The sequence below is a fragment of the Streptococcus troglodytae genome (genome assembly GCF_002355215.1).
In the GTDB taxonomy this organism is placed as follows: Bacteria; Bacillota; Bacilli; order Lactobacillales; family Streptococcaceae; genus Streptococcus; species Streptococcus troglodytae.
The window spans coordinates 760,241-784,325 of the sequence record NZ_AP014612.1 but is presented as its reverse complement, the minus strand read 5'-3'; the positions used below and the strand labels follow the sequence as shown (position 1 = coordinate 784,325).

21 protein-coding genes, 1 tRNA gene and 3 pseudogenes are annotated in these 24,085 nt (G+C 36.9%); 5 read left to right on the top strand and 20 right to left on the bottom strand.

Annotated elements, in window-relative coordinates; genetic code table 11:
- Window positions 1-22 precede the first annotated feature (22 nt).
- The 4 genes and pseudogenes from gyrB to SRT_RS03975 all read right to left on the bottom strand — a co-directional run bounded on the left by gyrB (window position 23) and on the right by SRT_RS03975 (window position 5,526).
- Window positions 23-1,975 (bottom strand): DNA topoisomerase (ATP-hydrolyzing) subunit B, encoded by a 1,953-nt coding sequence (gene gyrB, locus SRT_RS03990; protein ID WP_128833124.1) that lies wholly within the window; start codon window positions 1,973-1,975, stop codon window positions 23-25.
- A gap of 15 nt (window positions 1,976-1,990) precedes the next feature.
- Entirely contained in the window at window positions 1,991-2,551 is a 561-nt protein-coding gene (locus SRT_RS03985; RefSeq protein ID WP_128833123.1) for an HAD-IA family hydrolase, read from the bottom strand.
- 424 nt (window positions 2,552-2,975) lie between these two features.
- Window positions 2,976-4,202: an FtsW/RodA/SpoVE family cell cycle protein gene (locus tag SRT_RS03980; RefSeq protein ID WP_128833122.1), complete on the bottom strand. Its 1,227-nt coding sequence runs from the start codon at window positions 4,200-4,202 to the stop codon at window positions 2,976-2,978.
- A 207-nt stretch (window positions 4,203-4,409) separates the two neighbouring features.
- Window positions 4,410-5,526, bottom strand: a pseudogene (locus SRT_RS03975) (alpha/beta fold hydrolase).
- A gap of 137 nt (window positions 5,527-5,663) precedes the next feature.
- Between SRT_RS03975 and SRT_RS03970 the strand changes: the two are divergent.
- Window positions 5,664-6,230, top strand: a complete 567-nt coding sequence (locus SRT_RS03970; RefSeq protein WP_128833121.1) for a TetR/AcrR family transcriptional regulator — start codon at window positions 5,664-5,666, stop codon at window positions 6,228-6,230.
- A 108-nt stretch (window positions 6,231-6,338) separates the two neighbouring features.
- Here the strand turns inward: SRT_RS03970 and SRT_RS03965 are convergent.
- The 3 genes and pseudogenes from SRT_RS03965 to SRT_RS03955 all read right to left on the bottom strand — a co-directional run bounded on the left by SRT_RS03965 (window position 6,339) and on the right by SRT_RS03955 (window position 8,328).
- Window positions 6,339-6,410 (bottom strand) — tRNA-Arg (locus SRT_RS03965).
- 79 nt (window positions 6,411-6,489) lie between these two features.
- Window positions 6,490-7,148, bottom strand: a pseudogene (locus SRT_RS03960) (NAD(P)-dependent oxidoreductase).
- Between the two features lies 1 nt (window position 7,149).
- Complete coding sequence (locus SRT_RS03955) at window positions 7,150-8,328, bottom strand: MFS transporter (RefSeq protein ID WP_128833120.1); 1,179 nt, start codon at window positions 8,326-8,328, stop codon at window positions 7,150-7,152.
- A gap of 150 nt (window positions 8,329-8,478) precedes the next feature.
- On the opposite strand from SRT_RS03955, the gene SRT_RS03950 reads away from it, so the two are divergent.
- Complete coding sequence (locus SRT_RS03950) at window positions 8,479-8,829, top strand: MerR family transcriptional regulator (protein ID WP_128833119.1); 351 nt, start codon at window positions 8,479-8,481, stop codon at window positions 8,827-8,829.
- Between the two features lie 178 nt (window positions 8,830-9,007).
- Here SRT_RS03950 and rplS read toward each other — a convergent pair whose 3' ends face one another.
- From rplS to add, 8 genes are all read right to left on the bottom strand, one after another.
- On the bottom strand, window positions 9,008-9,355 hold the full coding sequence (rplS, locus tag SRT_RS03945) for a 50S ribosomal protein L19 (RefSeq protein WP_002263158.1): 348 nt from the start codon (window positions 9,353-9,355) through the stop codon (window positions 9,008-9,010).
- A 278-nt stretch (window positions 9,356-9,633) separates the two neighbouring features.
- On the bottom strand, window positions 9,634-10,854 hold the full coding sequence (locus SRT_RS03940; protein WP_128833118.1) for a chloride channel protein: 1,221 nt from the start codon (window positions 10,852-10,854) through the stop codon (window positions 9,634-9,636).
- 85 nt (window positions 10,855-10,939) lie between these two features.
- Window positions 10,940-12,160, bottom strand: coding sequence for a chloride channel protein (locus SRT_RS03935; RefSeq protein ID WP_128833117.1), 1,221 nt, complete (start codon window positions 12,158-12,160; stop codon window positions 10,940-10,942).
- On the bottom strand, window positions 12,150-12,422 hold the full coding sequence (locus SRT_RS03930; RefSeq protein ID WP_128833116.1) for a chorismate mutase: 273 nt from the start codon (window positions 12,420-12,422) through the stop codon (window positions 12,150-12,152). The genes SRT_RS03935 and SRT_RS03930 overlap by 11 nt, the downstream gene beginning before the upstream one ends.
- A 44-nt stretch (window positions 12,423-12,466) precedes the next feature.
- Window positions 12,467-13,144, bottom strand: a complete 678-nt coding sequence (locus tag SRT_RS03925; protein ID WP_128833115.1) for a TVP38/TMEM64 family protein — start codon at window positions 13,142-13,144, stop codon at window positions 12,467-12,469.
- A gap of 421 nt (window positions 13,145-13,565) precedes the next feature.
- The gene (sufB, locus tag SRT_RS03920; protein WP_128833114.1) at window positions 13,566-14,948 is read right to left on the bottom strand and encodes a Fe-S cluster assembly protein SufB; all 1,383 of its coding nucleotides are present in this window, start codon (window positions 14,946-14,948) and stop codon (window positions 13,566-13,568) included.
- 159 nt (window positions 14,949-15,107) lie between these two features.
- Window positions 15,108-15,551 carry a flavodoxin gene (locus SRT_RS03915; protein ID WP_128833113.1) on the bottom strand — a complete coding sequence of 148 codons (444 nt, stop codon included), beginning with the start codon at window positions 15,549-15,551 and terminating at the stop codon, window positions 15,108-15,110.
- A gap of 59 nt (window positions 15,552-15,610) precedes the next feature.
- Window positions 15,611-16,660 carry an adenosine deaminase gene (add, locus tag SRT_RS03910; RefSeq protein WP_128833112.1) on the bottom strand — a complete coding sequence of 350 codons (1,050 nt, stop codon included), beginning with the start codon at window positions 16,658-16,660 and terminating at the stop codon, window positions 15,611-15,613.
- 74 nt (window positions 16,661-16,734) lie between these two features.
- On the opposite strand from add, the gene yghU reads away from it, so the two are divergent.
- The 3 genes and pseudogenes from yghU (at window position 16,735) to SRT_RS03895 (ending at window position 18,866) form a co-directional block, all read left to right on the top strand.
- Window positions 16,735-17,526, top strand: a complete 792-nt coding sequence (gene yghU, locus SRT_RS03905) for a glutathione-dependent disulfide-bond oxidoreductase (protein ID WP_128833111.1) — start codon at window positions 16,735-16,737, stop codon at window positions 17,524-17,526.
- A 71-nt stretch (window positions 17,527-17,597) separates the two neighbouring features.
- Window positions 17,598-18,530 (top strand): DHH family phosphoesterase, encoded by a 933-nt coding sequence (locus SRT_RS03900; protein ID WP_128833110.1) that lies wholly within the window; start codon window positions 17,598-17,600, stop codon window positions 18,528-18,530.
- 94 nt (window positions 18,531-18,624) lie between these two features.
- A pseudogene (locus tag SRT_RS03895) lies at window positions 18,625-18,866 on the top strand (type B 50S ribosomal protein L31).
- A 48-nt stretch (window positions 18,867-18,914) separates the two neighbouring features.
- On the opposite strand, the gene SRT_RS03890 reads toward SRT_RS03895, so the two are convergent.
- From SRT_RS03890 to SRT_RS03870, 5 genes are all read right to left on the bottom strand, one after another.
- The gene (locus tag SRT_RS03890; protein WP_128833109.1) at window positions 18,915-19,223 is read right to left on the bottom strand and encodes a cupin domain-containing protein; all 309 of its coding nucleotides are present in this window, start codon (window positions 19,221-19,223) and stop codon (window positions 18,915-18,917) included.
- The gene (locus SRT_RS03885) at window positions 19,216-19,563 is read right to left on the bottom strand and encodes a cupin domain-containing protein (RefSeq protein WP_128833108.1); all 348 of its coding nucleotides are present in this window, start codon (window positions 19,561-19,563) and stop codon (window positions 19,216-19,218) included. The genes SRT_RS03890 and SRT_RS03885 overlap by 8 nt, the downstream gene beginning before the upstream one ends.
- A 54-nt stretch (window positions 19,564-19,617) precedes the next feature.
- On the bottom strand, window positions 19,618-20,400 hold the full coding sequence (locus SRT_RS03880; protein WP_128833107.1) for a class I SAM-dependent methyltransferase: 783 nt from the start codon (window positions 20,398-20,400) through the stop codon (window positions 19,618-19,620).
- A gap of 159 nt (window positions 20,401-20,559) precedes the next feature.
- Window positions 20,560-22,077, bottom strand: a complete 1,518-nt coding sequence (locus SRT_RS03875; protein ID WP_128833106.1) for a zinc ABC transporter substrate-binding protein AdcA — start codon at window positions 22,075-22,077, stop codon at window positions 20,560-20,562.
- A gap of 229 nt (window positions 22,078-22,306) precedes the next feature.
- Window positions 22,307-23,704 (bottom strand): C69 family dipeptidase, encoded by a 1,398-nt coding sequence (locus tag SRT_RS03870; RefSeq protein WP_161940022.1) that lies wholly within the window; start codon window positions 23,702-23,704, stop codon window positions 22,307-22,309.
- Between the last annotated feature and the right edge of the window lie 381 nt (window positions 23,705-24,085).

The following is a 24,085-nucleotide window of genomic DNA, read 5'->3' as shown; positions in this document are numbered from 1 at the left end:
TGCTTTTCAAAAAAATTTCCGATTAAATGTCAAGCGTACTATAAACCGCATTTTCTTCAATAAAACCACGACGAGGTTCAACACGATCTCCCATAAGCATATCAAATATCTTGTCAGCCTCAGCAGCGTCGTCCAATGAAACACGTGCCATCAAGCGATTATCCGGATTCATAGTTGTTTCCCAAAGCTGATGATCATCCATTTCCCCAAGTCCCTTATAGCGCTGAACGGTCGGTTTTGAACGTCCTTGACTGTACTTTTCTAAAGCTTCCTGCAATTTTTCTTCTTGATCATTTCCGGGCTGAATGTATTCTTTAATATCACTGCCAACCTTAACACCATAAATAGGCGGTTGCGCGATATAAACATAGCCTGCTTCAAGCACCGGACGCATGAAACGATAAATAAGTGTCAAAAGTAAGGTTCTAATATGAGCCCCATCAACATCAGCATCAGTCATAATCACCAATTTTTGATAGCGCGATTTAGAAACATCAAATTCTGCCCCAAAACCTGTTCCCATCGCTGTGAAGAGACTTCTGATTTCTTCATTGGCCAAAATCTTATCCATGGTAGCTTTTTCAACATTTAGAATTTTACCGCGAATAGGTAAGATTGCTTGAAATTCACGATTACGGCCAGACTTAGCAGAACCGCCAGCTGAATCTCCCTCCACGATAAAGAGCTCATTCTGGATGGGATCATTAGAGGAACAATCTGCCAATTTGCCCGGTAAATTTGAGATTTCAAGTCCGGATTTCTTCCGAGTCACTTCACGCGCTCTTTTAGCCGCAATACGAGCTTTAGATGCCAGTATCCCTTTTTCAACAATCTTTTTAGCGATTTGCGGGTTTTCTAACAAAAACCGATTGAGAGCATCGCTGAAAAGTCGATTGGTAATTTTAACAACTTCTGAATTTCCCAATTTGGTCTTGGTTTGTCCTTCAAACTGCGGATTAGGATGCTTAACCGAAATGATGGCCGTCAAGCCTTCACGAACATCGTCACCGTTTAAATTATCCTCATTTTCTTTAAGGATTTTATTTTTCTTGGCGTAATCATTGATAACACGTGTCAGAGCCGTACGAAATCCTTGTTCATGCGTTCCACCTTCATGAGTGTGAATATTATTAGCAAAACTCATGATATTTTCATGAAAACCAGTTGTGTATTGCATGGCTACTTCGACAGAAATACCATCCAAAGAACCATCTGTATAAATCGGTTTATCAAAAATAACTTCTTTATTTTCATTGATGAATTCTACATAACTGACAATACCGCCCTCATAGTGAAATTCTTCTTTTCTTTCTTGTCCAGAGCGTTTATCGGTAATTGAAATTTTCAAACCCTTATTCAAAAAAGCAAGCTCTTGAATACGTTTGGCTAATTTATCAAAATCAAATTCGGTTGTTTCTGTAAAAATCTCAGGATCTGGTGTGAAGTGAACAGTCGTTCCAGTAATATCTGTATCACCAATGACTTTTAAATCTTCAGCAACCACTCCGCGATGATACTCTTGATAATGAATCTTGCCATTCTTATGGACACGAACATCCAACTGTGTTGAAAGAGCATTAACGACAGAAGAACCAACACCGTGAAGGCCTCCAGATACCTTATAACCGCCGCCGCCAAATTTCCCTCCTGCATGGAGAACAGTAAAGACGGTTTCTACAGCTGGACGACCTGTTTTTTGTTGAATATCAACTGGAATACCACGACCATCATCAATAACCGTAATAGAATTGTCCTCTTCAATGAAAACTTGAATGTGACTGGCAAAGCCTGCCAAAGCTTCATCAATGGAGTTGTCAACAATTTCCCAAACAAGATGATGCAGCCCTTCTTTTGAAGTTGAACCAATGTACATCCCTGGGCGCATACGAACAGCTTCAAGTCCTTCCAAGACTTGAATTTGACTGGCATCATACTCTTGTGCTAATTGATCTAAATTTTTATTTTCTTCTGTCATTCTTTCCCTTTACCTTCATTTTATGCTTTCTATCAAAGACTTTGACCCGTCTACTAAAACAGTATCAAAACCAGCTGCCTGACCTGCTTGAACATCAATCTTTCGATCACCAATGACAAGAGCTTTTGTAATAGTATATTTTTTCTTTAAATAGAGCATACTGGCTGGATCTGGTTTTCTGGCAAAGCCATTACTGGCAGTAACAACTTCTGTAAAAAGAGAAGTAATCTTTGTTTTATCTAAAATTTCCAAAACCTGATTATCGCGGTGAGAGACCAAAAAATTCCGCCCTCCGCCAGCAACAATCTTCTCAAGAACTTCCTTAGCTCCTGCAAAAAGAATAGGTTTTTCTAAAAATGCAGCTTCATTTTTCTTATATGCCTCTCGAAATGCTGGACAATTTGGAACAAAATAAGAAATGGCAGTATCCGTAGACTCCCGAAGTTTATCATAAACCTGCTTATAAGTTGCAGTAAGCCCAAAATCAGCTAAAGTCGCAACAAACGCTTTGGTTGACATACCATAGTTATCCAGTAATGTTCCGCCTAAATCCCAGATGTAATCATGATAATTCATGCCTTTCATTATAACATATTTTTGAGATTTTTTACAGGTACGCTCCTAAGAAAACCAAGCCTTATCCCTTTGTTGCTTTAATATCTCAATCCGATTTCGAGCTTTTTAGAGTCTGGTTATAATAAGAACTTATATTCATAACTTTTTAACAGCTCCCTTGGTAGTAGAGATGGCAAAACGAAATACCAACGCTATGGCTATTGGCTTACATTTGTATTAGCTTAATATAAGAAATATTATTGATTCTTCGTATTAAGCATTGCAACAATATTTCTCAGTTCCATTATAAGCTTCAAACTAAAAATCTCGAAAATTCCCTTAAGTATTGTTATAACAGCCAATTTTCTTTTGTCAGTGCTTATGGCACAACCTTATTGCCGCTTTCTAAAAACTATTTTACTTTTATTCGTATATCAAAAGAGCCTTAACTTGTAAGACTCTCCTTTTTAATATGAGCAAAATAGCGTTCTGTGGCTTTTTCCTGATTGAGACTATTTTGATAAGACATAGACAAGACCAATCCAACACCAATCAAATTGGAAATCAAGGAACTTCCTCCTTGGGAAATAAAAGGAAGCGGGATACCTGTTAAAGGTAAGATACCAACTGCTGCTCCAATGTTCTCAAAAATATGGAAAAGAATCATCATAATAAAACCAGTTGAAATATAAGTATAAAACAGATTGTTTGACGCAAAAGTGACACGCAGCATACGATAAATAAGAATTAAATAGAGGGCCAGCACAATACTGCCGCCAATAAAGCCAAAATTCTCAGCAATGACTGTAAAAATCATATCACTTTCACGAACAGGAACGGGAAGTTCAACAATGTTAAAGCCCTTTCCAAATAAGCCACCACTACCAATTGAAATCATGCCTTGAGTTTGTTGGTAAGCAATACTACCAGCATAATCAAAGGGATTAAGCCAAGCTGAAAGACGATTAATCTGATAGGTATCCACTCCCATATGATGATAGAGAAATTCCTTACCGCCAGGAATTAGAAAAACGACCATAAAAAGAGCAACTATCAAAGCAACAGCACCGATAACCGGCAAAATAATTTGCCAAGAGATACCTGCGATTAATACCAGACCAGCTAAAATAGCCATAAAAACCATAGCAGTTCCCAAATCTTTTTGCAGAGCCAAAAGAATCATAATAGGCAGTGTTAACAGTGCAAACCAGAGTAAAAGTTTCCCATCTTCTTGCAAATTCTTTTCTTTATACTTTTGTTTAAAAGTGACTGTTAAGCGTGCTAAAATTAAGATATAAGAAATTTTCATAAACTCCGAAGGCTGAAATAAGGTCATTGAACCAATGGAAACCCAGTTTTTAGCACCTGTCGAGGCAACTAACTCAGGACTGTAAAAGATCAAAGGAAAAATCATTAAAATTAACCCTAAGCCATATAAATAAGGGGTTATTTTCCAAAGGAATTCTGTACTAAAGAGCATGACAACAAAACTAATAGCAGCTCCCATAATCAACCAAATCAGCTGTTGTCCCATCACGACCATAATTTTACTAGGATAATCGTGAATTGTCGCTGTATAAACAGAGAAAAGTCCTATCAAAACTAAAAAGAAAACTGGTAAAATAAGAGAATAATCCACACGACTGTCAATAGGTTTTTTTTTGCTCGCCATAATTACTCCATAAGAATGTTATAAAAAATATTATACCATTTTTAAGACTTAATAGTATCTGAAAAATGGAATATTATCATAAAAATAAAGAGTGAAACAAAATCGGGATTTCGTAGATGTCAACTTTCTCGCTCTCCTATTTTAAGACTCGGGTAAAAATCCACCCACTGGATAAGATCATCGCCCGAAAAGGTGATTAAGGAAAATTTAAATTTTTAAAAAGTCTTTAATAGCCAACAAAGCTAAATGACTACCAACTTGACAATGTTGTTCGCCACCACTTTCCTGCGTAAAAAGATGCGTTTTTATTTCTGCTGCATTGCTGAGTTCTTTTTGATTTGCCTAAGACGTTTAACTGGCACATATTGATCCTTTTCTCCAGCTAATAGGAGAACTTCTTGATTAATCAAAGGTCCCAAGCCCTTCATACTGTGTTTTTTAATATTTTGAATCAGATCATAAGGTGTTTTTGTCCCAGTCAATTGGCAGCCTCGCCTTATTTTCCAATTTAAATCCAAGTCTCTTGTCATAGCATGTGTAAGCAAAACATCAATCCATGTCTTACACTTAAAATGGACTAAAGTTTTTAAAACAAAAGCTAAAACTGGGTTCATAGCAATGGTCAGAGCATCCAAGCCCTGATAAAAAATATCTAAAGCAATAACTTTTTCAATTCTCTTTTCAAAAGCAGCTGCACGCATGACAAAGAAACCTCCCCAAGAAAGCCCCAAAGCTGTCACCCTATCCAAAGAAAAATAATCTAAAACAGCTGCCACCGGCTTTTCAAAATTCATTATGAAATGACTTTTCTCTTTTTTAAAAAGCATATTTCCTTGACCCGGACCATCAAAAATAATGAGATTATAACCATTATTTCTTAAAGGTGAAAACCATAGAATGAGTTCTTCCAGATTGCTGTCATAACCTCCAAAGATGAGTAAATTTTTCTTAGCAGAAGGTTGCATAAAAGTGACTGCCGGCAAACTTGTATTATCATAAGGGATTTCATGTTGTTCAAAGCCAAGATCTCCATAAGCACGATAAAAATTTTGCAAACGATGCTTCTGGATCAATTCTCTATCTGTATCATCTTCTAGAAGATAAAAACTGGCTCCAAAAAATAAGCCGCTGCCAATGCATAATCTCCCTTAGCTTCTCGCATCAAAGCGAACTCTTTCCAAATCTTGTTCCAAGAGGAGATATCTTTTAATTGAGGGACAATTAGCTTGAGATCTGCTTCCACTTTTTCGTTACCTTCAAAAGGGAAGCAAAGACGATTAATTTGTAAATCAAATTGTTGATTTCCTGTATAGCGATAAAACATAACATTTCTCCTTATCATGTGATAATCACAGTATAGAAAGAAGCTTCTTGACAAACAAGCCATAAATTCTTATAATTTGTATGAAATTGAACATTTTGTTCGGAAATGTTTGGTAAAAAACAAAAGGAACCAATTATATGATACAAGATATCCGCGTTTTTAAGAGTAAACGCGACATTGAAACAGCAGTCATCCAACTCATTTTAGAAGAAGATTTTAGTAAATTAACTATCCAGCAAATCTGTCAGAAAGCGCTTGTCAGCCGTTCAACATTCTACAGTCACTACTTAGACAAATATGATGTTGTGGAGCAGTTAGTAGCCAAAACGATTACCCAATTAGAAACTATATTTTCTCAAAAATACCAGTCACAGGTTAGCTCAAAAAACTTAAAAGATTATCTAGCAGATATTTATCAATTTTATCAAGAAAATAGTCGCTTACTGAAAGCTCTTCTCAAAACACCATTAGCAGGAGCGGGTAATTTCGAAGAGGCCTTCAGTAAACTTTGTCAAACCTATATTAGCCATCTGGCAACCACCACCAAAGACAATGACCATTTACCACCACAACTCTTAGCAGAAATTTTTACGGCAAACGTGGTCACTCTTATGAAATGGATTATTGAGCACGGCCCTTCAGACAATGTCACTCATTTTGCGGATTGGTTGCATGATCTTTTTCTACAATACCTGCAAGAATAACTTTCGCTGGGAAGATACATGACAGTAGTTGGTTTTGCACCCAGAAAATAATAAAAAAGCACTGTTAAGCAGAAAACTCTTCTACCTAACAGTGCTTTTGCTATCTTATATCCCCTGCCGGAATCGAACCAGCAACTGCTCCTTAGGAGGGAGATGTTATATCCATTTAACTAAGGGGACAAACAACTCTTTCTATTGTACCCTAGACTAAAAATGAATGCAAGCCTTACGAAGCTGGCTGAAGTAATTAAATGAACAGTTATTCCTTTTCTGCAATCAAGTAAACACCCTGCCACTCTTCCCGTACAGCATCTACTACTGCAAGAGCGAAATCTACATAAGAAATAGATTTACTGAGAAAAAAGTCTTCTTTTTGAGCAGAACTGTAGCGGTTATAACTGCCAGTTCTCACTCCCTCAGCAACATAAACTGGCGGAGGAATCAAATAGGTCCAAGTATGGTTAAAAAATGACTTTTCCAAATAGTCTCTAAGCCTAGCATGAGCAATTCCTCTAGGCAGAGTTTGTCTTGGAAAATAGTCATTCTCCCAAAAACGCTGATTTGCTGCTAATTTTAGAGCCCCTGCGCCTCCAACCGTAACAAGATGAGTTTTCTTGATGGATTAAAAGCTTGATGGATCCGTTGATCCAGTTGAATTAAAGCATTCTCTGATATATCTCCCCGTAAGCGAATGGCTTGAACAACTATGTCACTGTCAGTAAGAGCCTTACGTAAACTGCCGACATCATCAATATCAATCACTGCTGTTTCTATGGCTGCATTTATCTTAGGCAATCTTTCTTTATCTTTTTGACTTCTTAAGCCAGCAATTAACTGAATAGATTTGTATTTGGACAATTCTTTTATGACAAAGCTTCCTGTCCTGCCAGTTGCTCCTAATACTAATACTCTCTTCATACTACTGTTCTCCTTTAATATCTAAAGTAAATGCAATCAGCATACTGAACAACAATAACAAGGCTAAAGTCAAAAAGGTTGCTTTTGCTCCCAGTACAGTCAATAACTGAACACCTGCAATCGGTCCAAAACTAGCACCTAAAAACAAAATAAAGGTGTAAAAAGAAACAGCGATTCCAGCTTGATCCTGTTCAAACCTTCCCACTAAAATAATTAAAGTGGGAACAATGATTGAAATTCCTGCTACAAATAGAAGGCTCATTATAATCAATACATTAAGATATGGATAAAAAGCAATAATTAAAAGGGATACAAGCGAAAACAGTAAAGAAAGGATGAGTAGTCGCTTTATATCAAATTTTCTAGCTAATTTATCCGCAAAAGGAGCAAACAGCATGCCAATCACACCTAAAGCTCTTATCCTAAAAATACTATCTTTACTTAAATGAAATGTATGAACCGAATAACCCTCTAAAACGGTGTAAAAAGCTACAAATGCAAACAATAAAGTCAGAGCAATCAGATAAAGCTTGATTAAATTCTTTTTCCTTAATAGTTTCCAATAATGTCTAAACAGTTGAGAAAATGAAATTCCTTTGCTTTGGTTAGAAACGGGTGAAGCATAGCTATATAAGATTATGGCTGTTAGCAAATAAATTATTCCAAATGTACAAAAGACAGCCTGCCAGTTCAACAACCGACTAATGTAAGCACTCATAATTTGCCCGACAATTGCCGAAATCAAAAAACTGGCACTGACAAGGCCTACAACTGTCCCTTTAATCTCTTTTGAAAATTTTTCGGAAATATAAACAACAGCTACAGGGGCAAAGCTAGATGCGGCTATGCCCTGCATGATCCGTCCCATAATTAACCAAGACAACTGATTGCCAAAAGGAATGATAAGAGTAATAACTGACAATAAGATCAACCCTCCAACCATAATTCTTTTTCTGCCAAATCGATCAGATAAAACACCAACTAAGAGACAGCTTAAAGCATAGGCGAAAGAAAAACTGGTTCCCAACCAAGCTGTCTGTTTTGCACTAACATGAAACTGCTGAGTAAAAGCAGACATTAAAGGAATCGTTATGTAATTACTGGCGACAACTATAAGGCCACACCAAAATAATAGAATGGCTAAACTTATTTCATTTATTTTGAATTGATTTCCTTTCATTTTCAACCTCTTTCTGAAATAAACGAACATTTTATGTAGAAAAACTACATTAATTGTAAAATAGATACATATAAAAGTCAAGAAAAATTGTCGTTCGGCTTTTAATATTGTAAAATAGAGGTATCAACAAAACTTAAAAGGACCTGTTTTATGGAAAAAAGAAACGAAGATTATTCGGCATTATTAGATGTCAAGCTCCTACAAAAATTAGTTGTCGGCATCGGTGAGGTTTCTAAAATTACTGGTATTCCTATTCGAAAAATCCGTTACTGGGAAGAAAAAGGAATCATCCACTCTCAAAACAATAAAGGGGGAACAACCAGAAGATATGATTATATGAATATCAAAAAAATACTTTTAATTCAAGAAATGCTAGAAGAAGGTTTCACCTTAGAAGCCTCTGTTAAAAAAGTTGAAAAACGTCTGTCTACTTTGAATGATCTGTTCAAAAATTTATCTAATCATTTGGAAGACAAGCCATTGAATTCTGAAGACAAATAAAAAAGAGTGGAACACTTTGGTTCCGGCCTTTCAAAATGTAAAAAAACTTTGGGATAAAAGGTAATAATTATGAACTCTTAGAATTGTTGATATAACAATATTCTAAGAGTCTTTATTTTGTCAATAAAAAAGATTGAAGAAACCATTTCTTCAATCTAGACAATCTAATAGACTGTTCCTATTGACGGACTTCTTTGATACGTGCAGCTTTACCTTGCAATGCGCGGAGGTAATACAATTTAGCACGACGAACTTTACCATGACGAGTTACTTCGATTTTTTCAACACGTGGTGTGTGGGTTGGAAAAGTACGTTCAACACCGACACCGCTTGAAATCTTACGAACAGTATACATTTCTGAGATACCTTGACCTTTACGGGAAATGACAACACCTTCAAAAATTTGGACACGTTCACGGTTTCCTTCAACAACCTTTGCGTGAACACGAACAGTGTCACCAGGACGGAAGTTAGGAATATCTGTACGGAGTTGACTTTCGGTCAAACTTTGGATTAATGGATTCATTTTTTTATTCTCCTTCTCTTACTAATCATAAGCGCTCTGTCTCAGCGGATTAGCCGTTTTTGTGCGTCCATTACACACGAAAGATATTGTAACAAATTTCATCTTGATTGTAAAGGAAAATATTTTAACAGTATGTGTCTTATTTTTTGAGAAAGCTGAAAATCCATTAATTAAGCTGGAACAGCTGCTACTGTTATTAAAAAATACCGAAAACAACTTTTATATGTGTCTCAATTTTTAAGAATGCTGCGTTCTCAAAAAGAGTAAGCTACTTTTCCCTAATCTCTAATTTTTTGAAGTGCATAAATAGACTGCTTACGATTAACAACATAAGCAAAGGTAACTGCGATAAAATAAGCTGGTAAATTCTGATAACCAAAAACTTCACCACCAATTAAAACTGGAGCTAAGAAGGTATTAGTTGCACTGCCAAAGACAGAAATATAGCCCAGAGCTGCCACAAATTCTAAAGGCAGATGAAAAATGCCTGCTAAAACAATGCCCAAAGAAGAACCGATAGCAAATAAAGGCGTCACTTCTCCACCTTGAAAACCTGCTGCCAGAGTTATAACTGTTAGAAAAAGCTTTAGCAGCCAATCATAGACATAAATTTTCCCATCAGAAAAGCTAGCAGAAATCAGATTAGTCCCCAAACCAGAATAACGTCCTTGATAAAGGACTAGAAAAAGTAAACTAAGCAGCAAGCCGACAATAAAAATACGTCTATAAGGATTAGGAAGCAAACGTGCTTGCACTTGCTTGCACCAAGTTAATAAAAAAGCAAATAAATTGCCTGCTAAACCAAAGATAAGTCCTAAAATAAGTAACTGAATAAAAACAGTCGGTGTCAAAGAAATTGTCCTTGACAAGGTATGTGCAAATTTTTCTAAACCAAGACTATGAGAGGTCAAACTAGCCGTAAAAGAAGCAATGGTCATTGGAACCAAAGCAGCAAGTCCTAGATTACCAAGAACTAATACTTCTAAAGCAAATAGTATAGCTGCCATGGGTGTCTGATATAAACCTGCAAAACCTGCCGCCATCCCTGTAAGCAGAAAAATACGCGATTTATTGGGAAAAAGGAATAATCGGCTAAACCAGTGAGAAACTGTCGCCCCTAGTTGAACAGCAACACCTTCACGGCCAGCGCTGCCGCCACAAAGATGAGTCAGCCATGTTGTGACAATAACCATGGGAATGAGGCGTTTAGGGATATGGTCTTCCTCTTCAAAACCTACTTGAAATATTAACCCCATCCCCTTACTGCTTTTAGCACCCCACTTTTGGTATAAATAAACAATTATTAAACCAGCGATTCCCAAAAAAGGCAGCCAGTACCAAGGATTAGCATCTCTAACAGCACTCAAATAGATTAAAACGCGTCCAAAGACAGTATCAACAAGACCTACAAGGACACCAATTAGCAATCCCATAAAAGCTAAGTAAAGCAAAATAGAGTAAGACAGGCCATTTGCTTCTTTAATCTTTTTTTCAATCATAATGCTTTCTTTTTATAAAATACGTGATAAGAAAAGGATACTTATCTTATCAATAGGATTCTTCTTTTTAATTAATCAGGTGATATTAAGCAGTCACCTTTTGTGCACCATAAACACTGATTTGTTTTTTAACAATACTGGCAAAACAAACCACAATAAAAAAGTAAGGAATATTTTCAAAGCCAAAAATTTCACCACCGATAAAAATTGGTGCTAAAAAGGTACTGGTTCCACTACCAAATACACTAGCATAACCCAAAGCTGCAACAAAGGCTATTGGTAAATGAAATAAAGGGGCCAATACCGCTCCAAGCGTTGCACCAATGGTAAACATAGGCATCACTTCGCCACCTTGATAACCTGCTGATAAGGTTAATACTGTTAAAATTAATTTAAACAGCCAATCAAAAGGATAGACTGTTCCCTTAGCAAAACTAGCAGTGACCAAATCAGTACTCAGCCCTGAATAACGCCCCATACCAGCGGCAGTCAACAAGACACTTAGTAAAAGTCCTACGATCATAATACGTTGATAGGGTCTTTTAAAGCGTAATATTAAACTTAATTTTGTTTTTCTCAGTAAGTAAGCAAATGATGTTCCAACTAAACCAAAGATAATACCTAATAAAGCAAATTTCACAAATAAGACAGGATTTAATGTCATGTGAACTTTAATAAGATGGGTAAAATTTTTTAACCCCAACAATTGAGAGGTATAGCTGGCAGTGTAAGCAGCTAAGCTGGTGGGTAATAAGGTTGATAATTCCAATCGGCCAATAACAAGGACCTCAAGGGCAAATAATATGGCTGCCATGGGCGTTTGAAATAAACCTGCAAAGCCAGCAGCAATTCCAATAATCAAAAAACTTCTAGAAGACTCTTCAAATTTAAAAACAGGTGAAAACGCATGAGATAAAGCTGCTCCTACCTGAATAGCCACTCCTTCTCGACCAGCGCTGCCACCAAAAAGATGAGTTAGCCAAGTGGAAAAAATAGCTAACGGAACCAATCTTTTAGGAATAGTCACTTCTCTTTCATCAGCAACATCAAAAACCAAACTCATTCCTTTGATACTTTTACCGCCAAAATGATCATATATAAAAACAATCAAAAGACCTGCTAAAAAAAGAAAAGGAATCAAATATAAAAAATGCGTCTCTCGAAAAGCAGTTAGAGTATTTAAGACAATTCCAAAAATCATATCAACGATGCCAACCAACAAACCAACTAAAATAGCTGCCCCCGAGATGAGTAACAGATGACTGTTTTTCTTTAAATCAAGAAAAGACTTGATATTAATCCCCATCTAATACTCCCCTTTGATAATCCCTAGAATGTTTTAAAATATCAGCAAAGATAGCTGAAATGGTGGAGCGATATGTGTCATTGACGACAAGGTCTGCTACTTTTTCCAGCAAGATTTGTTCACGCTTTATATCTAAGACTGATTTCCCAGTTGCTTTTTTATAATCAGCAACCTGACTAACCAAAGTCATTCTTTTTTCTAAACACTGCACCAATTCTTTATCTACATCATCAATTTGTGACCTAATTGCTTGTAAGTCCATAGCCTCTCCTTTTACTTAAATTATAGCAAAAAAAGACCATGCTTCTAGCCTTTCTTTTTTTCAAATCGTTTATAAATAGCCAGTAATATCAGTACAAGTAAAACAATCAGCATTAATTGTTTCATATTTCCAGCTATAATAGCATGACCTCCAAATGCATAAAGGATACTGGTTGGTATAACACCTAAGGTGAGACAAGGCAGCCAGCGGTGCCAAGGTATTTTTGTATCCAGAACCGTATAATCAACTAAAAAAGAGGGAATAAAAGGTATCATATAGCCCAATGTCAGAGCAAGATACGGATTTTTTATTTGAGAGAGTCTTTCAAGATGATGATTAAATTTACTGTCTCTTTCAGTCAAATAAACACGTGACATCATCTGAATCAGAAAAAAATGTCCTAAAATATTCCCTATGATATTCATCAAAACACCAATCCACGGTCCGAAAACCACCCCATTAAAAACAGATAAAACAGAACTAGACAAAAAAGGAATGGCGGCTGTCAAACTCGTTAAAACAGTTAAAACGAGAAAATTAAAGAGATTTTCCGAACGAAATTGCTGCTCAAAATCCTCTATCGCTTTTTGGGGATTGCTTAAAAGAAGCCAATGATCCCAATAGCGATAGAGGACAAAGGCTACATAGGTAGCAATAATCACAAGTCCCAGTAAAAGAAAAAAGCGTCTAATTTGCTTATATCTTACATGTATTCTCTTCATAGTATTTCTCTAAAACGAATTAAATAGCATTAATAAATCATATTGTATTGTCTGCCTATTATAAAAGAAAGCAACAGAAAATTCAAGCTTCTTTTTCAATTCATCCCCTTTCATCAAGAGGTTTTCCTAACTCCTAAAATTTCTCTTATGCGCTAATGATAAAAAATGAATACGATTGACAGTAAATTTACATATAAACATGAAAAAACAAGCAATATAATCGCAATGTTTAAGACAATTAGAATCCGGTGGAAGCTTTCACAAAACTTTATAAACCATCACCTTGACCAACCGACGATAAGCATTTGTATACTTGTCAGTAAATCGAACTACTGTTCTGCCTTCCAAGCAAACAATATAGCTTAGGAGCTTAAGAATACTTGTCTTCCAACTCCTAAGTTCATTATTTAACAAGATTTTTCTAACCAACCGATCCTTCCATACTCATATTAATGAGTGCATTTAATTCTACAGCATATTCCATTGGAAGTTCTTTAGTAATAGGATCCATGAAACCATTGATAATCATAGCGGTTGCCTCTTCCTCACTAATCCCACGGCTCATAATATAATAAAGCTGCTCTTCAGACACTTTGGAAACCTTTGCTTCATGCTCCAAAGAAACATCTGAATTGTGAATTTCATTGAAAGGGATCGTATCTGAACTAGACTCACCATCCATTAAAATTGTATCACATTCAATATGTGATTTAGAACCAGCACTGTTTTTTCCAAAAGTAACAGAACCTCGATAATCGGTTTTACCGCCATCTTTGGCAACTGATTTAGAAATCAGCGTACTTGAAGTCCGCGGAGCATTGTGATAAACCTTGCAGCCTGCATCCAAATGCTGACCATAATTAGCAAAAGACATAGATAAAACAGAGGTTCTAGCCTGCCTGCCATTTAAAATCGAACAAGGGTATTTCATATTAACCTTGCTGCCTAAGTTACCATCAATCCATTCTAAGGTTCCGTTTTCTTCTACTGTGCCTCTTTCAGTAACAAGATTATAGACATTATCAGACCAATTTTGAATGGTTGTATAACGAAATGAGGCATCACGTTTAACGATGATTTCCACAGTCGCTGCATGCAAACTATTGGTTGAATAGGTTGGAGCCGTACAGCCTTCAATATATTGAATAGAAGCGCCTTCTTCAATGATCATGAGCGAACGTTCAAATTGACCAGCATTCTCTCCATTAATACGAAAATAAGTTTGCACAGGAATCTGACATTGAACTCCTTTTGGAACATAGATAAACGTTCCGCCTGACCAGACAGCGCCATTTAAAGCTGCAAATTTATGTTCAGCAGGCGAAACAACTGTCGCAAAATACTTTTTTACAAGGTCAGGATACTCCTGCAAGGCCGTATCTGTATCAGTAAAAATAACGCCCATTTTTTCAAATTCTTCTTTCATATTGTGGTAAACCACTTCTGACTCATATTGGGCTACTGCACCAGATAAAAACTGACGCTCTGCATTGGGAATACCTAAACGCTCAAACGTTTTTTTGATATCGTCAGGCACATCATCCCAGCTTCTAGAAGGCTGACCGCTAAGTTTCTGATAATAAATAACATCATCAAAATTAATACCAGACAAATCTGGACCCCATTTAGGCATGGGCAACTTGTAAAAAAGTTCCAAACAATGCAAACGATAATCCAGCATCCACTGAGGTTCGTTTTTGATTTCGGAAATATCTCTAACAATTTCTTCTGTGAGCCCTTTACCTGTTGAGTAAAGAGGCTTAACATTATCGTGAAAGCCAAAAGCATAATCTCTATTTTTCAATCTGCCTCACCTCATATCTAAAAGTAAACCTACTAACACTGAAAGAATTCGTTTTCTTTTTCATTATACTCTTTTTCTTATGAAAATTCAGTTATAAAACAAAAAAGTAAAACAGTCTAAACTAAGAACTACTTTACTTTTATCATGGATAAAGATAACTTATTCTGCTTTTTCGGCAATTTCTTGGGCAAATTTTTCGAGATTTTCAATGTCTTCATCTTCTGCCGCTAAGTCAACCTTAACAGATTCTGCCCCTTTTGTCGCCCCTGTTCCTTTGAAAGCCATGTCAAAATCATCAACAGCCTTACAGAAATAATCATAGAAGGTATCTCCTGAACCAACAACACCATAGATTTTCCCAGATAAATCTAAGTCTTGCAAATCTTCATAAAAATCGACAATTTCATCAGGAAGCTCGCCATCACCATAAGTATAGCTTGCTACAATAGCAATATCAGCATCTTGAAATTCATCAGCGTCAACAGTGGTGCATTCATCAACATCAACCGTATGTCCTAATTCCTCAAGTTTCTGAGCAACAATATCAGCAATTTCCTCCGTATTTCCTGTCATACTAGCAAAAACAATCTTAGCGAAAGCCATAATCCCCTCCAAAATAATAATAACTTGATTATAACACAGTTTTTTGACTTTTAAAAATTTTAATCAATCTGTCCATAGGCCTTTTTCAGTTCAGTCAAAAGCTCTGCCTTTTCAGCTTCAGAGGCAAAAGCAGCCTCAATCGCATTTTGATTAAAGTGATAAAAATCTGCCAAACTGGTTCCAAAATAATCCACAAATAACTGATATTCCTTCGTTAAATTGGTATTGGAGACAGTACGGTTATCTGTGTTAATTGTGATCTTAGCGCCAGCTTCATAGAGCTCTTGATAGGGAAATTCCGCTAGAGATTTGGCTGCCTTAGTCTGAAGGTTGCTGGTCAAGCAAAGTTCTGCTGTCACTTCATTCTCAACAAAGTCTGCTATCAATTCCGGATGGTCACAGATAGCTGTGACATGCCCCAAACGTTTGATCCCTAAAGCAATTGATTGGGTAATATGGGTAGGACAGCCACATTCACCAGCATGAAAAGTCATGGGACGATCCAATCTTTGCGTGAAACGAATGAGATCTGCTATTTCTTCTGGCGGAAAATCATGTTCATTTCCTGCAAAATCAAAGCCTGCAAATGCTAAACCTTTGGCTTGGTTAATTTGACGAAAAATCTCTCTTGTCAACTGTTTTGAGGACTGTCTCATCCCACAAATTAAAGCCTTGGCAACAATATTAAAATCCCTTTGAGCCTTTTGCAGTCCTTTTTCAACCGCCTCAACTACCTGAACAGCGCTCAATCCCTTATCCATAGATAGTTCTGGAGCAAAGCGAATTTCAATGTAAAGTACATGCTCAGCAGCAGCCTGCTTAGCCACATCATAAGCTGCTAAACTAAGTGCTTCTTGTGTCTGTAACAGTGGTCGGATAAAATCAAAGATTTTTAAATAATCAATCAAGGTCTCAGAATCCTCAGGAACAGTGACCAATTTTGCAAGTTCACTATCTGATTCAGGCAGCGCTATATTCGCCATTTCAGCTAATTCTCGAATAGTCTCAAATGATAGAGACCCATCCAAATGGCAGTGTAATTCGGTCTTTACTAAATCATGTAAAGTATTTTTCATTATCAGACTCCACTTTCTATTGCTATCTATCATAGCACATTTCAGTTGATTTTCTCATTTTTCTGTGCTATATTTTGAAAATATCTTAAAATTTGAAAGGAGAAACAATGTCTCACTATATTCCACCAAAAGTTTGGTCAGCTGAGGAAAGCAACCAAGGAAAATTTTCTGCTATCAATCGTCCAACTGCTGGCAGTCGTTTTGACCAAAAACTACCTCAAGGAGATAAACCATTACAGGTTTATTCATTAGGAACTCCTAACGGACTCAAAGTAGCCGTAATGTTGGAAGAGTTACGCGAACTTGGTGTCAAAGAAGCAGATTATGATCTCTTCAAAATTTCAATCATGGATGGCGACCAATTTGGTTCTGATTTCGTTGCCATTAACCCCAATTCCAAAATTCCTGCTCTTTTGGATAAGTCTAATGAAAAAACTGTCCGCGTCTTTGAATCTGGCTCTATCTTACTTTATTTGGCTGATAAATTTAACCATTTTATTCCTGAAGATTGGGCACAAAGAACAGAAGTTCTTAACTGGCTCTTCTGGCAAATGGGAGCTGCTCCCTTTGTTGGCGGCGGTTTCGGTCACTTTTTCAGCTATGCTCCTGAAAAATTAGAATATCCTATCAATCGTTTTACTATGGAAACCAAGCGTCAATTGGACTTATTGGATAACGAATTAGCTAATAAGCCCTACATTGCCGGTGAAGATTATACCATTGCCGATATAGCTATCTGGTCTTGGTATGGACGTTTAGCACAAGATGCCCTTTATGAGGGAGCTTATGAATTTCTCGCTTTAGACACCTATCAATACTTATTAGAATGGACTGAAAGAATCGCTCAGCGTCCAGCTGTCAAGCGAGCATTGGAAGCTGATTATAAAGCCATCAAATAAAAATAAGAGTCAATCCTTTCTAAGATTGGCTTTTTCTATGGTATAATATAAAAAAATGAATTGAGGAATTTATGACTGCTTTCAAAACTATTCTAGCTAAAATCAAAGCTTATGACACCATTATTATTCACCGCCATATGAAACCAGACCCTGACGCACTAGGTAGTCAGGTCGGCTTGAAAGAAGTGATTACAAGCAATTTCCCCCAAAAGACGGTGAAAGTAACAGGTTATAATGAACCTAGCCTTTCTTGGCTGGCTCAAATGGATGACGTATCTGATAAGGATTACGAAGGAGCTTTGGTTATCGTTGTTGACACAGCTAATCGTCCGCGTATTGACGACCAACGCTATTTAAATGGTAACTTTCTTATTAAAATTGATCACCATCCCGATGAAGACCATTATGGTGACTTACCTTATGTTGATACCAAAGCTTCTAGTGCTAGTGAAATCATCACTGACTTCGCCCTGCAAAATCAACTGAAACTTTCAGTTCAAGCAGCCCGTTTGCTTTATGCAGGGATTCTTGGTGATACAGGGCGCTTTCTTTATCCAGCAACAACATCAAAAACATTTATCATTGCCAGTGAGCTCCTCAAATATAACTTTGATTTTGCTGCCTTAGCACGTCAAATGGATTCTTTCCCTTATAAAATTGCCAAATTACAAGCTTACGTTTTTGAAAATCTTGAAATTGATAAAAACGGTGCAGCACGTATTATTTTAAGTCAAGAAATCTTGAAGAAATTTGATTTGACTGACGCTGAAACATCTGCTATCGTTTCCAGCCCAGGAAAAATTGACAGTGTTCAAATTTGGGCTATTTTTGTGGAACAAGCAGATGGGCATTACCGCGTACGCCTGCGCAGCAAGTCGACTGTCATCAATGAAGTTGCCAAAAGACATGCTGGCGGCGGCCATCCATTAGCAAGTGGTGCCAATTCTTATAGTTTGGCAGAAAATGAGGACATTTATCAGGAATTAAAAAATCTGCTAAAATAGTATAAAAAGCTTGTCAGTCGTCAACTTTTTGTTAAAATGAAGTGGTTATTAACTATGGCTCGAAAAGAGCTATGGCAGAAAGGAAATTGTTAAAATGAAAAAAGATATTCATCCAGAATACCGTCCAGTTGTCTTTATGGATACTTCAACGGGTTACCAATTCCTCAGCGGTTCGACTAAGACGTCAAAAGAAACCGTTGAATTTGAAGGCGAAACTTATCCACTTATCCGCGTTGAAATTTCATCTGACTCACATCCATTCTACACAGGACGTCAAAAATTCACACAAGCAGATGGACGTGTCGATCGTTTCAACAAAAATACGGTCTCAAATAAGAAAGAAAACCTTGCCGAAGCGAGGTTTTTCTTTATAATAAGTTTCTTTTATGATTCCACTTCTATCTGTAACACCTTACTGTCTTTAAGGGCATAGAGATTGTGTATCTGATTGGCAGCAATGCTAATCAAGCCTTGCTGGTTAAGGATATGCTTCTCTCCTGCTATTTCTACTTGCAGGCTGCCTTCTAAAACCTGAATCAATTTGGCTAATTTGCTGCTTTCATTGCTAATAGACTCACCAGCTGGCATAGCATAGAGAGTAATAGGGTTTTCTATTTCCAACTTTTTATTCAATGAGCGACTGGCAATTTGTCCCTCATGATATTTAACCAGTTCGAAGAGATTTTCAATCATGATCCACCTCTGGCTTTACAACAACTAGCAGCATTTGAAAGGCCTCTTTTGCATACAGGCTATGCGGAATATTAGCTGGCATAACAATGGTCTGACCAGCTGCTACCTCAAAGATCTCTTCATCAATAGTGATTTTAGCTAAACCACTTAAAACATTAACCATAGCATCACCGGGTGAAGAATGGCGACCAATTTCTTGATCTTTATCTAAAGAAAAAACAGTCATGCCCAAGTCTTTTCGTTGAACCAAGGTTTTACTGAGTATTTGCTCTTCTTCAATTGGGACTTCTGCTTTTAAGTCTAATACTTGACTGTGCTGAATTTTGTCAATATAGGCCATAAAAACTCCTTCCTTTTAGCTCCGTTAATAAATTTTTAACCTACTTCTAGTATATTATTTTGTACTGCAAACTGCAATATAGGTCAAATCTTTTCCTGCTTTATTAAAGAAACGGTACATTTTTAGAAATTGCTGACGATTTTCTTTTTTCAAACCTCTGTAAGTGATTCTCAGCGTTCCCCAAAACCCTTCATCCTTAATCATTCCTGGAATAGACATAAGGGTCATTTTACCATAATTCAGTTTGACAGATGAGAAGCCCTGCTCTTCAAACAACTTTTGCCAGTTAGCAACATGCAGGGGCTCAACATTAGCATTGATGGTTTGCCGCAAACTTGCTAATTGTTCTCCCATCCTTTCTTCTGTAAAAGAAACATCATGCGTTAAGAGACGTCCGCCGGGTTTCAAAACACGCAAATATTCCTTAATAGCCTTAATCTTGGCTTCATCGCCTAACATGGTCAACATGGCTTCATCGCCTAACATGGTCAACATGGCTTCATTAATAATAATATCAAAAGAATCATCGGGAAAAGGCAGTTTCATAGCGTTAGCTTGCTGCACATGAACCAATTCATCCAAGCCTGCTTCACAGATATTAGCACGCGCTTTTTCCAAGGCCTTAGGATCCCTATCTACACCTTCAACTGAACAGCCGTAAGTTTGCGCCAGTTCTATCGAGGTTGTACACATATTGCAAGCGACTTCCAACACGTGGCTGTCCTTACTGAACTGTCCTTGTTCTATTAACCAATTGGTGGCTGTAATTCCACCGGGACGTAAACGTTTCTTGCCTAAACGAGCCAGAAAGTTATGACCAACTTCTTTTTTTGTCATCTATATCCATCCTTTCGGAAAAAAATTTTGTTTAGGCATTTAGTTTATAAAATATTCTGAAAATAAGCAAGTTTCATTCTGCAAAGTATATAAAAAATAGCCCTCCATGATTTCATACAATCATGAAAGACTATTTCTTTATCTTTTAGCTAAAAGTTATTAATGAGCGACAATTTCTTGAGCAATTTGTTGGCCTGTCAAATTAGCTGGATAATAGGTTGGCCAATTTTCCATTTCTTCCAATAACTTATCTTGACTTTCGCTGCCCCAGAAAAGGTGGAAGTGCTCTGCTTTTTGTGATTTAATGCCATGGTCACTAAACTGAACGTGTTTAAACTCTCCAGCCCCTTTATCCTTGGTTTCAAAGAGATAACGTACACCACGATTTCCTTTTTTATAAGTCAAAATTTTATAACCGACATATTGATAAGTGTATCGATGTTTCTTACCTTTTTGCACAAAAGTAATGGTCTTATTCTTACCATCAATGGTAATTTTTTCAACATCTGTCTTATAGCCTTCAGCATAGTAACTCTTATACTCTTTTGCTGTCATATCTTTTTTAGATTTAGCCTTATACTCCCAAACACTATCAAGAGTTCCATTTTCTAAATAAAGATAAACAGACTGCCATTTGCCTGACCAGTCAGATAGTTTGCGATTCTTGACACTCTTATTTTTGAAATAACCATTGGCAACTGTCTTGTCGCTATCCGTTTCAGGTTTGATTTCTTTACCGGCAGAATCTGTTGTTTTTTTCAAAGCTTTTAGATTAGCACGCATTACGGAGAAATAATTTTCTCCTGCATCCATTTGCTTTTGTGTTAAACTTTCAAGCGGACTAAGCACAGCTGTTTTAACACCAGCTTCATCAGCTAAAGTTTTAGAAACAGCTGATGAAGCATTTTCCTCAAAGTAAATATAGTTAATGCCATATTCTTTAACGTATTTAGAAAGTTCTGCCAAACGCTTAGCTGAAGGTTCAGACTCAGCTGTTAAACCTGTAATTGGAATTTGGGTCAAGCCATAATCAAGCGCTAAATAGCCAAAGGCCGCATGCTGCGTAACAAAAGATTTTTGTTTGGCATTTGCAAGACCTTCTGAGTATTCCTTGTCCAAAGTCTGAAGTTTGTCAATATAGTTTGCTGCATTTTTCTTGAAGATTTTAGCACGGCGAGGGAATTTTTTGGAAAGAGCGTCACGGATATTTTCCACTAACTTAATAGCACGTTTTGGTGACAGCCAAACGTGAGGATCATAAGCATGATGATGCCCTTTGTGATCATGTTCTTCTTCTGTTACTCCTGGTGCTAAAATCATATTACCTGTTGCTTTAACGAATGGCACTTTTTTGGTATTGACAGATTTTTTAACAGATTTAACCCAAGTTTCCATACTGTCAGAATCATAAACAAAAGCATCTGCCTCTTGAATCCTTGTCACATCCTTGGTTGAAGGTTCAAAATCATGAACTTCTGTTCCTGCTTTAATCAATAGAGACACTTTGCCCTGATCACCAACAACATTTTTTGTAAATTCATACATAGGATAAAAGGTTGTGACCACATCAAGTTTACCATGACTTCTCTTCTCTCCATCTTTTGCCAATAAAAAAGCTATCACAACCGCTAAAATGACTAATAGAAGAGTAACGATAATAAAAGGTTTTTTCCGCATTTTAAACTCCTTTTTCATTAACCGGTTAATTGTTTACTGGTTAAGTATATCATATTTAAAAATTTTTGCAAGCTTTTTTATATTTCAAAATTTTTGACATAAAAAAGAAGCTAAAAAACTTGCTATACTGATCCAAGAATTGGACAGAAAACATCTAACTTGAAAATCGTATAAAGTTCAGCTTCTCTATTTTTTAACTTTAATATTTGGACTAAATAGTCATTTGAAACTAATCACTAACACCATAGCGATTGGTCATCAGATTACTGGCATCAAAGAGAATTCGTTCCAGAAGAGCCTGTGTCTGTTCCTCAATAAAATCACTCATAGCTTGATTTTCCCCCTCAAAATCAACTTTTTCTCCTTTTGCTAAAGCTTCATCAACACGGTGAATCATAGCATGCCCTGCTGCCATTGTTTTCTCAACATAGGCTTCTAAATTCCCTTCGTGTTTATGGTAATGTGAATCGGCAAGGGCTGCAATTAAACGATTAGTCCAATAAAAATTATCCGTTGTCACCCTTGCACTGGTATTGGCAAAATAGGCCGGTGTTTTTGAAACTTGCGTAAAGAAGGGTACCATCGTATTAAAAGGCATGGAACCATAAGAAAGCCATTGAATACCCCTAGTTTCTGGTGTTTGATTAGGACGTAATTGCAAAAGGGCTGTCTGGCTGGTTCGATTAATGCCAATGGTTCTAAAGGCTGTTTGACTAAGACGGTCTCCTTCTGGTCCATAAGGATCAAAAGTTGTCTCTTGATAGTGATTACTCAAAACATACTTAATGTCTTCCACTGTAATCTTACGATAAGGTTTTTGACACCAAGGAATAAAGAAACTCCGTGGATCTTGTTCAATTTCTGGATTTAAAAAGCGTTGTATAGCCCAAGAACGTGGTGTGTTGTAATGTCTATCCTTATCTTTTTGACTGCCAAAAGCATAACGAGGATTAAAGTGTTCATTTGAATAAGTCAAATCAAGATGATTGTCAGCTATGAAATCCTTTAAATCATTGGAATAGCGATAATCATCGGGATTATTAAACTCAAAATGATCAATCCCTAACTGATTAGGATTAGTAACATAAGCATCATCGGGCACACGACGAGCAATCCAATGATGTCCTCCAATGGTCTCCAACCACCAAATTTCATTGATATCTGAAAAGGCTATGCCATTGGATTCATATGTACCATATTCTTCCAGAAGTTTTCCCAGACGCTCAACACCCTCACGCGCTGACTGAATATAAGGCAAAACCAAAGTCAGCATATCTTCTTCCCCAATACCTGATGCTACTAGAGGATCTGCTCCTAACACACGGGCATTACTGGTGATGGTCTCTGTGGCACTCATAGCAACATTAGCAGCATTAATACCAGCTTCAGCCCAAATCCCTTCATTGTCTAAAGCATTGGGAACGGATGTATAGGATAAAGGGTTATCAGGTAAATCTATTTCAAAATTTGATAAAACCGATCGATAATGCTTTGGTTGATCTTCTGATGTTATCACTTCAAATTTTTTAGGACAAAAGACACCATTTTGTGAATCTTCCGTTCTGGCAATCATGGTAGAACCATCATAACTGGCCTTTTTTCCAACAAGAATGGTTGTACAAGTCATTATATTCCTCCTTTATTTAAGATACAAAGGGCGTTAAGCGGACAAGAGCAAAATAGGAAACTAGCCGACGACGCTTGCGTCTAGGATATGTTTATCTTTTTGCGGCCGTCCGTAGCCCGTGTTCAGTTAAACCAAGATACAAAACCCGTCAAGAAAGCGAGATGAAAATAGGAAGCTGACGCCGTGTGGCTTACACACAAGGAAGCTTATCTTTTTCACGACGCTTTTAGGGTGTGTTCAGTTAGTAAGATCCAAAGCCCGTCTACCCAGTGATTAGTGGCGGGAGATAAAATCTCTGCGTCACTAAACGAAAATGCTTATAGGCATTTTCTACACTGTGCATTAGCTTAGAGCCTCAAAAACGCAAAGTCAAAATAGGAT

Coding starts and splice junctions, on each gene's coding strand:
- gyrB (WP_128833124.1), bottom strand. CDS start 1,975: ATGACAGAAGAAAATAAAAATTTAGATCAATTAGCACAAGAGTATGAT.
- SRT_RS03985 (WP_128833123.1), bottom strand. CDS start 2,551: ATGAATTATCATGATTACATCTGGGATTTAGGCGGAACATTACTGGAT.
- SRT_RS03980 (WP_128833122.1), bottom strand. CDS start 4,202: ATGGCGAGCAAAAAAAAACCTATTGACAGTCGTGTGGATTATTCTCTT.
- SRT_RS03970 (WP_128833121.1), top strand. CDS start 5,664: ATGATACAAGATATCCGCGTTTTTAAGAGTAAACGCGACATTGAAACA.
- SRT_RS03955 (WP_128833120.1), bottom strand. CDS start 8,328: ATGAAAGGAAATCAATTCAAAATAAATGAAATAAGTTTAGCCATTCTA.
- SRT_RS03950 (WP_128833119.1), top strand. CDS start 8,479: ATGGAAAAAAGAAACGAAGATTATTCGGCATTATTAGATGTCAAGCTC.
- rplS (WP_002263158.1), bottom strand. CDS start 9,355: ATGAATCCATTAATCCAAAGTTTGACCGAAAGTCAACTCCGTACAGAT.
- SRT_RS03940 (WP_128833118.1), bottom strand. CDS start 10,854: ATGATTGAAAAAAAGATTAAAGAAGCAAATGGCCTGTCTTACTCTATT.
- SRT_RS03935 (WP_128833117.1), bottom strand. CDS start 12,160: ATGGGGATTAATATCAAGTCTTTTCTTGATTTAAAGAAAAACAGTCAT.
- SRT_RS03930 (WP_128833116.1), bottom strand. CDS start 12,422: ATGGACTTACAAGCAATTAGGTCACAAATTGATGATGTAGATAAAGAA.
- SRT_RS03925 (WP_128833115.1), bottom strand. CDS start 13,144: ATGAAGAGAATACATGTAAGATATAAGCAAATTAGACGCTTTTTTCTT.
- SRT_RS03915 (WP_128833113.1), bottom strand. CDS start 15,551: ATGGCTTTCGCTAAGATTGTTTTTGCTAGTATGACAGGAAATACGGAG.
- add (WP_128833112.1), bottom strand. CDS start 16,660: ATGATAGATAGCAATAGAAAGTGGAGTCTGATAATGAAAAATACTTTA.
- yghU (WP_128833111.1), top strand. CDS start 16,735: ATGTCTCACTATATTCCACCAAAAGTTTGGTCAGCTGAGGAAAGCAAC.
- SRT_RS03900 (WP_128833110.1), top strand. CDS start 17,598: ATGACTGCTTTCAAAACTATTCTAGCTAAAATCAAAGCTTATGACACC.
- SRT_RS03890 (WP_128833109.1), bottom strand. CDS start 19,223: ATGATTGAAAATCTCTTCGAACTGGTTAAATATCATGAGGGACAAATT.
- SRT_RS03885 (WP_128833108.1), bottom strand. CDS start 19,563: ATGGCCTATATTGACAAAATTCAGCACAGTCAAGTATTAGACTTAAAA.
- SRT_RS03880 (WP_128833107.1), bottom strand. CDS start 20,400: ATGACAAAAAAAGAAGTTGGTCATAACTTTCTGGCTCGTTTAGGCAAG.
- SRT_RS03875 (WP_128833106.1), bottom strand. CDS start 22,077: ATGCGGAAAAAACCTTTTATTATCGTTACTCTTCTATTAGTCATTTTA.
- SRT_RS03870 (WP_161940022.1), bottom strand. CDS start 23,704: ATGACTTGTACAACCATTCTTGTTGGAAAAAAGGCCAGTTATGATGGT.